General features: G+C 62.3%; 9 protein-coding genes. 4 read left to right on the forward strand and 5 right to left on the reverse strand.

Annotated features, from left to right (window positions below; genetic code table 11):
- Positions 1 to 91: 91 nt before the first annotated feature.
- The gene (locus AC2ISB_RS07460; RefSeq protein ID WP_486574623.1) at positions 92 to 583 is read right to left on the reverse strand and encodes a hypothetical protein; all 492 of its coding nucleotides are present in this window, start codon (positions 581 to 583) and stop codon (positions 92 to 94) included.
- A 155-nt stretch (positions 584 to 738) separates the two neighbouring features.
- On the opposite strand from AC2ISB_RS07460, the gene moaA reads away from it, so the two are divergent.
- The gene (gene moaA, locus AC2ISB_RS07465) at positions 739 to 1,746 is read left to right on the forward strand and encodes a GTP 3',8-cyclase MoaA (protein ID WP_486574624.1); all 1,008 of its coding nucleotides are present in this window, start codon (positions 739 to 741) and stop codon (positions 1,744 to 1,746) included.
- A 60-nt stretch (positions 1,747 to 1,806) separates the two neighbouring features.
- Entirely contained in the window at positions 1,807 to 2,604 is a 798-nt protein-coding gene (locus tag AC2ISB_RS07470; protein ID WP_339107622.1) for a Crp/Fnr family transcriptional regulator, read from the forward strand.
- Between the two features lie 44 nt (positions 2,605 to 2,648).
- Here AC2ISB_RS07470 and AC2ISB_RS07475 read toward each other — a convergent pair whose 3' ends face one another.
- Positions 2,649 to 3,827 (reverse strand): M20 aminoacylase family protein, encoded by a 1,179-nt coding sequence (locus tag AC2ISB_RS07475; protein WP_406720964.1) that lies wholly within the window; start codon positions 3,825 to 3,827, stop codon positions 2,649 to 2,651.
- Positions 3,828 to 4,186: 359 nt separating this feature from the next.
- On the opposite strand from AC2ISB_RS07475, the gene AC2ISB_RS07480 reads away from it, so the two are divergent.
- The gene (locus AC2ISB_RS07480; protein WP_486574625.1) at positions 4,187 to 6,130 is read left to right on the forward strand and encodes a putative bifunctional diguanylate cyclase/phosphodiesterase; all 1,944 of its coding nucleotides are present in this window, start codon (positions 4,187 to 4,189) and stop codon (positions 6,128 to 6,130) included.
- Positions 6,131 to 6,155: 25 nt separating this feature from the next.
- Here AC2ISB_RS07480 and AC2ISB_RS07485 read toward each other — a convergent pair whose 3' ends face one another.
- Entirely contained in the window at positions 6,156 to 8,567 is a 2,412-nt protein-coding gene (locus tag AC2ISB_RS07485) for a hybrid sensor histidine kinase/response regulator (protein ID WP_486574626.1), read from the reverse strand.
- A gap of 97 nt (positions 8,568 to 8,664) precedes the next feature.
- Positions 8,665 to 9,039, reverse strand: a complete 375-nt coding sequence (locus AC2ISB_RS07490; protein ID WP_339107626.1) for a response regulator — start codon at positions 9,037 to 9,039, stop codon at positions 8,665 to 8,667.
- Positions 9,040 to 9,116: 77 nt separating this feature from the next.
- Between AC2ISB_RS07490 and AC2ISB_RS07495 the strand changes: the two genes are divergently transcribed.
- Positions 9,117 to 11,723: a chemotaxis protein CheB gene (locus AC2ISB_RS07495; protein ID WP_339107627.1), complete on the forward strand. Its 2,607-nt coding sequence runs from the start codon at positions 9,117 to 9,119 to the stop codon at positions 11,721 to 11,723.
- A 19-nt stretch (positions 11,724 to 11,742) separates the two neighbouring features.
- Here AC2ISB_RS07495 and AC2ISB_RS07500 read toward each other — a convergent pair whose 3' ends face one another.
- Positions 11,743 to 12,402, reverse strand: a complete 660-nt coding sequence (locus tag AC2ISB_RS07500) for a TetR/AcrR family transcriptional regulator (protein WP_486574627.1) — start codon at positions 12,400 to 12,402, stop codon at positions 11,743 to 11,745.
- Between the last annotated feature and the right edge of the window lie 35 nt (positions 12,403 to 12,437).

The raw sequence follows: 12,437 nt of genomic DNA on the forward strand, positions 1-12,437 counted from the left end.
GGCAAGTTTCCACACGGGTTTTGGCAAATAAAAAACCGGCCCATCCTCCGACGGACCGGTCGCGGGTCAGCACACCCCCCGCCAATGCGGATTACAGCGCATAGACCGTCAGGGTCGGCAGGTCGGTAAGCGAGACATCCAGCATCCGGAGCGCCGAGAGCGAAAGCTGGCTGGCACCATCTTCGGCGGGCAGAAGCATCACCTGCACGGATTTGCCGTTCGACAATGTGACCCGGCCCTTGGTCTGGGTTTTCACCAAAGAGGTCTTCAGCCAGAAACCGGCTTGGGTCGGGTCGCCGAGGCTGGCCACGGTCGTGCCAAGCTTGGTGCCGCCGGTGCTGGTTGCCATCGCCGCCGCGCGCTCGCCCGCGCTGGCCTGATCCAGCGATTGAGCCGTATGGGCCGCCCCCTGCGGAATGGGGCTTTTGATCAGCCCCGTCCCCGGTGCAGCCGCCGGGTCCGTATGGCCACCCAACTGGGAACAGGCGCTCAGGCCAAGGCCGCAAACCAGCGCCACCAGCCCCTGTTTCAACCGCACGGTCTGCCCCCAGACCCGTTCCTGCGTCCGCTGCCTCGCCATCATGCACCCATCCTTTTATAAAAATACCGCGTGTTCCCGAAGCCATTGCCGCAGGTCACGCCCGTATAGCTAGCGCAAGGGAATTCCTTGGGCAAATCGCATTGCGCAAATCCCAGAGACCGCTTGCTCAATGCCGCTGGCAAACCTAGATTTCGGACATGACACATGCGCCTCTCATAGACCCTTTTGCACGGCCTATCTCGTATCTGCGGGTTTCAGTGACCGACAGATGCGATTTCCGCTGCACCTATTGCATGGCCGAGCATATGCAGTTCCTGCCCAAGCGCGATCTACTGAGCCTTGAAGAGCTTGACCGGCTCTGCTCGGCGTTCATCGGGCTGGGCGTGCGCAAGCTGCGCATCACGGGGGGCGAACCTTTGGTGCGGCGCGACATCATGACCTTTTTCCGCGCGATTGCCCGCCATCTCGACACCGGCGCGCTTGACGAGCTGACGCTGACCACCAATGGCTCGCAACTGGCGCGGTATGCCACAGAGCTGGCCGCCTTGGGGATGCGCCGGATCAATGTCTCGCTTGATACGCTTGATCCGCAGAAATTTGCGCAGATCACCCGCTGGGGGCGGCTTGAACAGGTTCTCGAAGGGCTACAGGCCGCCAAAGCGGCGGGGTTACGGGTCAAGATCAACACGGTCGCCCTGAAAGGGTTCAACGAGGCAGAGCTGTTCGATCTGGTAAAATGGTGCGGCGACGAGGGGTTCGACCTGACCTTCATCGAGGTCATGCCGATGGGCGAGATGGGCGAAGACCTGCGGCTGGACCAGTACTGGCCGCTTTCGGCGCTGCGCACCCGTCTGGCCGAGCGGTTCACACTGACCGACCTGCCCGAGAGCACGGGGGGGCCTGCGCGCTATGTCCGCTTGCGCGAGAGCGGTCAGAAAATCGGCTTCATCACACCGCTCTCCCATAATTTCTGCGAAAGCTGCAACAGGGTGCGCGTCACCTGCACGGGCGAGCTGTATATGTGTCTGGGTCAGGAGGACCGCGCCGATCTGCGAGCGCCCCTGCGCGCCGACCGCGCGGATGCCCCCCTGATCGCGGCCATCCGCGACGCCATTGCCCGCAAACCCAAGGGCCACGATTTCGACTATTCGCGCCAGCAGGTCGCGGGGCAGATGTCGCGCCATATGAGCCATACCGGCGGCTAGATAGGGAACCAACCCCTCCTTTGCGGCTTGTCTCAGGACATAGGTCACGAGGGAAAGAACATGTCATCCGCCACACCAGCAAGCCCGCGTTCGGGGCATGGCACCGCCTGCACCGATTGCCCGCTCCGCAAGAAGGATTGTTTCGAGACATTCTCCGATCAGGAAATCGCGTTCATGGAGCGGTTCAAGGCCGGAGAGATGAGTGTAGCGGCGGGCACGACGGTGATGCTTGAAGGCGCGGCAAGCCCGCAGATGTATACCGTTCTTGAGGGTCTGGGGATGCGCTACAAGACCCTGCCCGATGGCAGCCGTCAGGTGCTGAACTTCGTGTTTCCCGGTGATTTCGTCGGGCTGCAGACCGCTGTGATGGGCGAAATGTGCCACGGCTTCGAAAGCTCTTCCGACATGCGGCTATGCGTGTTCGATCGCAGCGCCTTCTGGGATCTGATGCGCACACAGCCCGAACGCGCCTTTACCGTGACATGGCTGGCCGCCCGCGAGGAGCATTTCCTTGGCGAAAGCCTTGCCGCCATCGGTCAGCGTGAAGCCACAAGCCGCATCGCTTGGGCGCTGTTGCAGATTTTCCTGCGCCAGATCGAGCTGGAGCCTTCGCGCTCTGCCGCCCCCGGAACGGAACGGGGCCTGAAAGGACCAACCGTGCCGATGCCCTGGAAGCAGCAGGATCTGGCCGACGCGCTGGGGATGTCTTTGGTGCATACCAACAAGACGCTGGCCAGATTGCGGCGCGAGAAACTGGCCGAATGGAAGCGGGGCTGGCTGACCCTGCCCGACCCCGAAAAGCTGGCCCGCGCGCAGGATATCATCCTGCCGCAAAAGGTCACGCGCCCTCTGTTGTAAGCCCGACACCGGCGCTGCGCCGACCGCATGCCAGACCCGTCACGTCAGACCGGCAGACGGGTCTCGACCATTTCGACAAACCAGCTCGCCCCGTAAGGCAAGGCACGGTCATCGAAGATGTAATCGGGGCTATGCAGGATCGCGCTATCGCCATTGCCCAGCCAGATATAGGCGCCGGGACGGGCTTCGAGCATATAGCTGAAATCCTCGGCCCCCATCATCGGGGTGACATCCGGATTGACCTTATCGGTGACCCCGCGCGCGCCCTGCACGGCAAGCGCGGCATATTCGGGCGGGTTCGAGGTCACGGGATAGCCGCGGTCATAATGGATCTCGGCCCGCGCCCCGAAGGCCTCTGCGGTGGCGGTCACGATCTGGTGCAGGCGCGCTTCGACATAATCGCGCAACTCGGGGCGCATGGTGCGCACGGTGCCGCGCAGCTTCACCTCCTGCGCGATGACATTATGCACCGAGCTGTCGGATTTGACCGCGCAGGTCGAGACCACCACCTGATCATGCGGGTTCACATTGCGCGAGGCGATGGTCTGAAGCGCCATGATGATCTGCGCCGAGACAACCACCGCATCCACCGCATCATGCGGGGTCGCGGCATGCCCGCCCCGCCCGAGCACACGGATATCGAACTGGTCGCAAGCCGCCATGATCGGACCATCGCAAATGGCGAATTCGCCCACGGGGATGCCCGGCATATTATGGATGGCATAGACCTCCTCGATGCCGAAGCGGTCCATCAGCCCGTCGCGGCACATTTCAAGGCCGCCACCGCCCCCTTCCTCGGCGGGCTGGAAAATCACCACGGCGCGCCCTGCAAACTGCCGCGTTTCACACAGGTATTTCGCGGCCCCCAAAAGCATGGCGGTATGCCCGTCATGGCCACAGGCATGCATTTTGCCCTTCACGGTCGAGGCATAGGGCACATCGGCCTGTTCAAGGATCGGCAACGCATCCATATCGGCGCGCAGCCCGATGGCACGCTCTGCGCGAGGTCCCTGCGCCTGAGTGGACTGCCCGTGGATCACCCCGACCACACCTGTGCGACCGATGCCCTCGACCACCTCGTCGCAGCCGAACTCGCGCAAAAGCGCGGCAACCCGCCCAGCCGTGCGTCCAACATCGAACAACAGTTCAGGATGCTGGTGGAAGTCATGCCGCCATGCTGTGATTTCCGGAAGCATCTCGGCAAAACGGGTCTTGATCGGCATTGGCGGCTCTTTCTACGCTAAATCCCCTCGCAGCTTGCGCGATGGCGTGCGCGGGCACAAGGCCTGCCGTCTTTGCCCGTGTCGCTTTGCCTCCCCCCGAGGATCTTTGGCCCCGATGAATGGCCTGAAGACGGCTTTGGGGCGCAGGAGGCGACACTCCGCCCCCGCAACTGGCTGTAAAATTACGCAATATTCGGCCTCTAGGGCAAAAAAATCCGCAGAATGCGGAAAATGATTGACGAAGCGCCAAGAAGCGTGATCACCTTAAAGTTGAGTTAATCATAAATCAAAATTTGACCATTTTCTCCCTGTGGATGCGTTTGACCAGTCTGATCGGTTTTCTTGCTTAGGACATTGCGATGGCACATAAATCTCGCGGGACAGCCCCCATTTCGGTCACGATGGTCGGTCAGCCTTTTCCGCCTGCGCAGACGCGAGGGACCTATCAGTTGCACGAATTGGAAATGCGGAACCTGCGCGCAGCCCATTGGCAGGAAAAGCAGGACGCGACGCTGGACGCGACGGACAGTTCCCCATTACTTTTGCAAGACCTCTCGGCGCTGGCGCAACGTCTGACAGGGGCCACGCGCGCGCATGTCACCCTTGCGCAGGACAGCCCCGCCGAAAACCGCACCGAGGGCTTCACCGAGGGCCGCACCGCCCAAGAGGATGCGCTCAGCTTCGGGCTGGAAGAGGTCACGGCGCAGTCCCATCTGCACGGGCGCGCAACCCCGCCCTATAGCTGCAGCACCGAGGACTACGTGTTCTACAGCCACGGGCTGTTCAGCGAAACGGGGCGGCGGCTCGGGGGGCTCAGCACCGCCTTTCCGACCAGCGCCCCCGCCTGCGCCTATCGCGCCGAACAGCTTGACACCACCGCCCAGCTTCTGGCGCATACGCTGGCCGTGCATCTGGAAAAGCAGGCGCTCCAGAACAGCTATCAGGCCGCACAGCGCCGCGCGAAACGGCTGGAACGCGAGGCCGAGGTCGATCCGCTGACGCAGGTCGAGAACCACTGCTCGTTCGAGCGCAAGGTCGCGATGCGGCTTGACCTTCTGAATGCCAAAGAGGCGCAGGGGGCGTTCATCATGCTCGACATCGACCATTTCAAGTCGATCAACGATATTTACGGCCATAGTTTCGGCGACAAATATCTGCGCATCATCGCCTCCGCCATCACGTCGGCCTTCCCTCCGCCTGCGATCGTGGGGCGTGTCGGCGGGGATGAATTCGGGATTTTCGTCGAAACGGGGCGGACCTCGTCGAACTATCTGGAAACGCTTCTGTCGCGCTGCCGTTCGGCGGTGCAGCGGGGCGCGGCCATGCTGGGAAAAGCGGATCTGGGGCGGGTCAGCATCGGGGCCAGCCTGTTTCCGTCGCAGGGGCGCAGCTTCAGTCACCTGTTCGAACTGGCCGATAGCGCGCTCTATGCCTCGAAACATGCAGGGCGCGCGGTCAATACCATCTTCTCGCCCAGCCATCACGAACGCTTCAATTCGCGTGCCATCGGGCGCCGCTTTGACGAGGCAATCGGGGCCCACCGGCTGGAACCCTATTTCCAGCCGATCGTCGATAGCGGGACGGGCGAAGTGCAAGGCTACGAGGTTCTGGCCCGCTGGTGCGATCCGCAGCGCGGCATCCTGCTGCCCGATGCTTTCGCCTCGATCTTCAAGGACTACCGCCTTGCCGAGACCTTGACCCGCACGGTGCTCGAACGCGCGCTGATGGCCTATAACGAGGCCGGTCTGGGTCAGCGCGGCGCCCGCCCCGCCTCCCTTTCGATCAACCTGACCGCCTTCGACCTGCTGAACCCCGAATTCGTCTTCGATGTCCAGTCCATGCTGAACCGGCACCATCTGGACTGGAGCATGATCACCATCGAGGTCACCGAAAAGGTCATGCTGGACGAACGCTCGGGGCAGATCCTGCGGTCGTTGCTGGAATTGCGCACAAGGGGCGCGAAAGTGGCGCTGGATGATTTCGGCACGGGCTATGGGGGCTTGCGCCATCTGGACAACTGGCCGGTGGATATTCTCAAGATCGACCGGTCTTTCTGCGCCAAGCTGTCGCAAAGCAGCTCGGGGGGCGCGATTGCCGAAGCCATCCTGCTGATCGCACGGAAATGCGGCTACGAGGTGGTGGCCGAAGGCGTCGAAACCCTTGAACAGCTACAGATGCTCAAGGCGATGGGCTGTCCGCGCGCGCAGGGGTTCCTGTTTGCCCGTCCGATGTCCATCGAAGACCTGATACAGGCCCCCACCCGCTACGATCCGGCCTCACCGACGCCCTCTGCGCAAAAGTAGCCCCGCACGCCAAAACAACAGCGCGTCACGGCGCAGACGGGCCCGGCCCATCACCGGGCCTGTTATGCAAGGTCAGCGCAATGGCATTGACCAGATTGTCCAGTGCCAGCGGTTTGCGCAGCAACAGCCCCTGCACGCTGCGCCCCGAACGGCTGATCTGGTCGGTATAGCCCGACATGTAGATCACCCGCAGATCAGGCCAGATCTTGCGGCTCTCAAAGGCCAGACGATAGCCGTCCAGCCCGTTCGGCAGCATGATATCGGTGATCAGCAGATCCGGCACACGGGTCTGGCGCGCCAGAATATCCAGCGCCTGCCCCGCCGACGAGGCCGACAGCACTTCGGCCGAAAGCATTTGCAGGGATTGGGTCAGAATATCATGGAAATGCGGGTCGTCTTCCACCACCAGCACCCGCAGACCGCCCAGATCCGGCAGTTGCATCTGCGGCGGGGCAGCTTCGGCATCGGCCGGTGACACCACCCCGAGCACCAGCGTCGCGGTCGTGCCCTCGCCTTCGGTCGAGCGCAGCTCGAACAGGCCATTCGACTGACGGGCGAAATTATCGACCATCGGCAGCCCCAATCCGGTGCCGCCCTGCGCCTCGCGCGTTGTGTAGAACGGTTCGCGCACATGTTCGAGCAATGCCGCCGACATGCCCGGCCCCGTATCGATCACCGAAATCGCGACACGACCATCGGGGCACGCATGGCTGCGCAGCGTGATCCCGCCCGCCCCCGGCCCTTCCATGATCGCATGGCTGGCATTGAGCACAAGATTGAGCAGCGCGCTTTCCAGATCACGCGGCACACAGCGCACGAAGAGATCCCCGCAGCCCAGATCGAGGTCGAAACGGATCGCCGCCGGAACCGTCTGGCGGGCCAGATCCGCAACCTCGCGCAGCTTCGCGTCCAGCCGCAGCGTCTCGTCCTCGGCGGCGCGGTCTCGGGTCAGGTTCAAAAGCCGTTCGGTCAGATCGGCCCCGCGCTCGCAGACCGTGCGGATAGCCGTGATCTTGCCACGCTGCGTCTCGGAAAGCTCTTCGGGTTTCAGCAGCAACGTATCCACCGAAAGGCGCGCAGCCCCCAGAATATTGGCCATTTCATGGGCAACGCCCCCCGCCATCTGGCCGATCGCATCCAGCCGTTCGGTGCGCGAGAGGTTCTCGCGCAGGATCCAGCCCTCGGTCTGGTCCTGAATGGCCAAAATCCGCACCGGCTCGGCAAAGCCCTGCCCCGGATGGGTCTGCGTCACCGACAGCCGCAGCGCATGTTCCCGACCGCTCCCATCGATCCAGCCGCAATGCAGCTCTGTCGGACCGCCCTGCGCCAGAAGCCGTGTGACGGGATGCTCGTCCCCCTCCAACGGACGGCGGTTGCGCATCGAATGGAATTCTGCCGTCTGCAGGAAGGTGTCGGGGGCATTGGCCGCCATCTTCTCGGCGGCATGGTTGACCATCCGCAGCACGCCCTGCGCATCAATCACGAAGACCGCCGTTTCCAGCCCATCCAGCACCTCGCGCAGGCGACGCTCTTCATAGACCGCCCTGCGCGCGGCGATATTCTGGTAGCGTGCCCCGCGCAGGGTGGCCACCGCCGCCAGCAGCAGCAGCACAATGGCCAGACTGCTGAGCCGCAAATTGGGCGAGATCAGCCCGTGCTCGGTGCTGCGCAGCGCGACATAGCAAAGCGCGATAGGCCCCATTACGGCCCAAGGCAGCACCCAACGCGCCATACGCCCCCCCGGAAGGTCGGAAAACAGGTCGGGCACCCAGCTTCCTTCGGGAGATGCCAGCAAAGCCGCGACATATAAAAGCAGAAACCCCAAAGCCGTATGGAAGGCCATCGCCGACAGGAAGGTAATGCGCGACAAGGCGGGCGCATCGAAGAAATAGGCATCCATCGCGATCAGGCACGAAAAGATACCGAAACTCGCCAGCGCCGCATGGCCCCATTTGCACCATTTGGCTCCGGCCATCTGCAATGCCAAAATCGCCACCATCAGCAAGACGCCCGCAATGGTTGCGGGGGCCATCCGTCCGGTGCTGGAGGTCACCAGCGGGTTCAGAGACAGCCGCCGGATCTGGGTTTGCGGCAGGGTATGCAACTGGTCCTCGATCCCGATCCCCGCCATTGCCAGCGCCAGCACGAGCGCCACCAGCACCGGCCCCCGCCCGATACCGCGCAACAGCCCGCCTTGGGCCAGCGCCAGAAACAGCAGGGCATAGGCGGTCTGCGGCACCATCGCGGGCCAGCCCGGCGCAAGCTGGCGCAAAAGCGCGATGTCAAGAACATAGCCGCCAAGCAGAACACAGGCGCAGAGCGCCAGACAGGCCCCCAGCAGCGCATAGGACCCCAGCAGCGCATAGGACCCGCCGGAAACATTGCGGATCTGCGGGCGCGCAAACAGGCGATCTTCGAGCTGCACTCTGTGTCTCATGCGATCCTTCCCGCCTGCGCCCCCTGAGATAGGCCCGTGACATATGCGCGCCTGTAACGCCGCCGCAAAACCGGCGGGTGGCTACACGCGATACGTGTTATTGCCGCGCTTTACTGACGAGATCATCGACCAGTTCCGACAGCTTAGCGAGCGATGTCGATTTGGACACCCGCGCATTTGCCGCGCGCATACCCAGCGTGAAAATCGGCGAATCCACCACCTCGGGCATGCCCGAAATCACCACAACGGGAAGGCTCGCGCTGAATTCACGCACCTTGTGCAACGCCACGATCGCCCCGCCTCCGGCCATCACCACGTCGAGAAAAACGATATCGAACCCGCCCAGTTCCAGATTCGGAAGCAGCCTGTCGGATTGCGTCACACAGACGGTTTCATGACCAAGCGCCTCCATCCCCTCCGAAAAGGCGATCAGATAGTTTTCGTCGTCATCTGCAATAAGAATTCTGGCCAAGGGGGTGTCCTTAAAGTTGCGGCTGGCAGAGTATGTGCTACGGTTTGAATTAACTCAAGACCGACAAGGACTTCACGATGACCGATGCATCTCAGGCTCAGCACGGGGATTCACACGCTCTTCCCGTTGTGGCGTTGGGCGCATCGGCGGGCGGGCTGGAACCGCTGGAGGCTTTCTTCTCCAACTGCCCCGATTCGACAGGATGGGCTTATATCGTTATCCAGCATCTATCGCCCGATTACCGGTCCATGATGGACGAGTTGCTCAGCCGCCGTTCGAAGATGCGCATCGAACATATCGAAGACGGCATGCGGCTGGAGCCGAACACCATCTATCTCAATCAGCCCAACCAGACGGTCGAACTGGTCGGGGACCATTTCGTGACCACGGCCTTCGGCGAGAGAGGGCACCGCCCGCCCATGCCGATTGATGCGCTTTTTCGCTCTCTGGTAGAACGCCCGCCCGAAGCGACGGTTGCGATCATCCTCTCCGGCTCGGGCACCGATGGCACCCGCGGCGCACAAATCCTGCATAATGCCGATGCCACGGTGCTGGCGCAGGCCCCCGCACAGGCGGCATTTTCCTCGATGCCGCGCTCGGTGCTGACAGCCGGCGCGGTGGACCGCGTGCTGGAGGTCGAGGAGATGCCCGAGGCGATCTCTATCGTCTTCACGATGGGCAAGAAAGGCCGTGGTGCCCTGACCGAGATGGAAGGATCGGCCTCGCAGGCGATCCTGAAACTTCTGGAACGCAAATACCATGTGGATTTCTCGTCCTATAAGCCGATCAACGTGCAGCGGCGGATCGACCGCCGCCAGCATCTGCGGGGCCTGCCCTCGCTCGAGGCCTATCGCGTTCTGCTCTCCGAGGATGCGAATGCGCTGGAGGAGCTTTATCAGGACCTGCTGATCGGCGTCACCGAATTCTACCGCGATCCCGAAGCGATCCGCATCCTGCGCAAGGATGCGCTGGATGAGTTGGTGGAACGTTCCGATGACGATGCCCCTTTGCGTATCTGGATTCCGGGCTGTGCCAGCGGCGAAGAGGCCTATACGATTGCCATCGAACTCAGCGAAGCGCTGGAAGCCGCCCGACTTGACCGTAAATTCCGGATCATTGCCACCGATGTGCATCGCCGGTCCATCGATATCGCCTCGGCGGGCATCTATTCGGAAACCAGCGTGGCCAAAGTCCCCGCCGAGCTGCGGGCCAAATATTTCATCCAGCATCGCGACCAGTATATCATCGAACCCAAGCTGCGGCAGTCGATCATCTTCTCGGTGCATGACGCGCTCAGTGACCCGCCCTTCATGAATCTGGATCTGGTCTCGTGCCGGAACCTGCTGATCTATCTCAACGAGGAACCACAGGCGCGCATCATCTCGATGTTCCTGTTCGGGTTGCGCAAGGACGGGTTCCTGTTGCTTGGCCCGTCCGAGACGATCGGCCGCTTCGGACCGGAATTCAAACAGATCAATGCCCGTTGGCGACTGTTCCAGAAAGCCTCCAGCCGCAGGGTGCTGGACAGGAACATCCTGTCACACCAGCTGGGCTCGGCCACGCGCAATTCCGAGCGCGCGCCGGTGACCTCGGCCCGCCCTGCCCCGCGCCGCAACGCCGCCACCAACAGCACTTTCTTCGACATGTCGCATCGCGAGATGCTGATTGCGGGATATGATGCGCTGCTCAAACGCTACGCGCCCTCCTCCATTCTGGTGACCACGGACGGGCATGTGCTCAGCTGGTTCGGGGCCGCCAGCGCCTTTATCGACACGATGAACAATCTGGCCGAATGGACGGTGGACGAGATCGTGCATCGCGATCTGCAATTCCCGATCAAGGTCGGGATGGAGCGCCTGCGCCAAGGGGTGCTGGATATCTCGTCGCGCGAGGTGAAGGTGGATATGGGCGGCGGACGCCTGCGGTCGGTTGTGCTGCGCATCGAGCCGCTGGATCAACTGACCCGCTCGCGGCTCATGCTGGTGGATATCACCTTCCGCGAGGCAAGCGAGACCGATGCGGAGGACGCCCCGCCCAAATCTGCCAAGCCGATCAGCTTCAACGAGGATGTGCTGCTGCTGACCCGCCGCATCCAGGAACTGGAACGCGACCTGCGCCTGACCGAGGAAACGCTCCAGCATGTGACCGAGCGGCTGGAAGCCAGCGGCGAGGAATTGCAGGCCTCCAACGAAGAGCTACAGGCCTCAAACGAGGAATTGCAGGCCTCCAACGAAGAGCTTCAAAGCTCGAACGAGGAACTGCACGCGGTCAACGAAGAACTGGTGACGCTGAGCACAGAGCACGAATTGCAGATCGACAAGCTTTCCGAGCTGAACGAGCATACCGACACGGTCCTGCGCAAGCTGCGCGTCGGAGTGATCTTCGTGGATAGCGACCTGCGCATCCGGCGTTTCAGCGATCTGGTCGGGGCGCATTTCCTGCTGGAAGCGCATGATGTGAACCGCCCGCTGGCGGTGGTCACGCCGAAGCTGTCCTTCATCGACCTGCCGAAACTGGCGCGCGAGGTGATCAGCTCCAAGACATCGCGCAATGCCGAAGGGGATCACGAAGGCCATCATCTGCGCATCGAGGTCCACCCGATGATGCAGAAATCGACCACGCAGGCCGAACCGACAACGGGGGCGATGCTGCTGTTTCACGGCATCGATACCACGCCCGCCTGAGATCTAGCCCCTGCCCGCGTCAGACGGCAGGCGGGCCATAGGCCAGCAAAAAGATGCGTACCGCCTCCTGACAGTTGCGCTCGATTTCGGCGTCGCTGGGTGGGGCCGTACGCAATCCGAAAAGACATTGCCGCCAGATCCCCGCCGTCACCAGTTCGGAAAACCGGTGCGCGGCCATCACCGGATCGCTCAGCGAAAGCTGTCCGGCCTGCGCCTGCGCGCCCAGCCACTGACTGAAGACGCCAAGAAAATTCCGCGCGCCCGCCTCGTAAAAACGCTGACCCAGCTCGGGCATCCGTTCAACCACACCAATCACGATCCGCTGCACCCGCACCACATCCTCGGCGCATAGCCGCCCCGCCAGAAGGCGCGCCGCCCCCAGAAGTTTTTCCCGCGTCCCTCCCGGTCCGGCAAGACAATCCTCGACACCGGCCAGAAAAATACGTTTGCGCTGCTCGACCAGCGCCACGAACAGATCCTGCTTATCGGCAAAATACACATAAAGCGTGCTTTTGGAGACACCCGCCGCCTTGCAGATGCTGTTCATCGTGGTCGCGTCAAAGCCGCGCTCCAGAAACATCTCCCAAGCACCATCCAGAATCTGTTCACGCTTTTCGGGGTCTTGGCCCGCAGCATGTCGCTTTGCATATCCGGCGCACGGAGAATCTTTTTCGGTCATTACGGCCCTCAAACTTTCCCCATTATTAATCGAAC

Source organism: Thioclava sp. NS-SX20 (assembly GCF_057380695.1).

What these genes read in the sequence shown, in the direction of transcription:
- AC2ISB_RS07460 (WP_486574623.1), bottom strand. Translation starts at nt 583, where the DNA reads ATGATGGCGAGGCAGCGGACGCAGGAACGGGTCTGGGGGCAGACCGTG.
- moaA (WP_486574624.1), top strand. Translation starts at nt 739, where the DNA reads ATGACACATGCGCCTCTCATAGACCCTTTTGCACGGCCTATCTCGTAT.
- AC2ISB_RS07470 (WP_339107622.1), top strand. Translation starts at nt 1,807, where the DNA reads ATGTCATCCGCCACACCAGCAAGCCCGCGTTCGGGGCATGGCACCGCC.
- AC2ISB_RS07475 (WP_406720964.1), bottom strand. Translation starts at nt 3,827, where the DNA reads ATGCCGATCAAGACCCGTTTTGCCGAGATGCTTCCGGAAATCACAGCA.
- AC2ISB_RS07480 (WP_486574625.1), top strand. Translation starts at nt 4,187, where the DNA reads ATGGCACATAAATCTCGCGGGACAGCCCCCATTTCGGTCACGATGGTC.
- AC2ISB_RS07485 (WP_486574626.1), bottom strand. Translation starts at nt 8,567, where the DNA reads ATGAGACACAGAGTGCAGCTCGAAGATCGCCTGTTTGCGCGCCCGCAG.
- AC2ISB_RS07495 (WP_339107627.1), top strand. Translation starts at nt 9,117, where the DNA reads ATGACCGATGCATCTCAGGCTCAGCACGGGGATTCACACGCTCTTCCC.
- AC2ISB_RS07500 (WP_486574627.1), bottom strand. Translation starts at nt 12,402, where the DNA reads ATGACCGAAAAAGATTCTCCGTGCGCCGGATATGCAAAGCGACATGCT.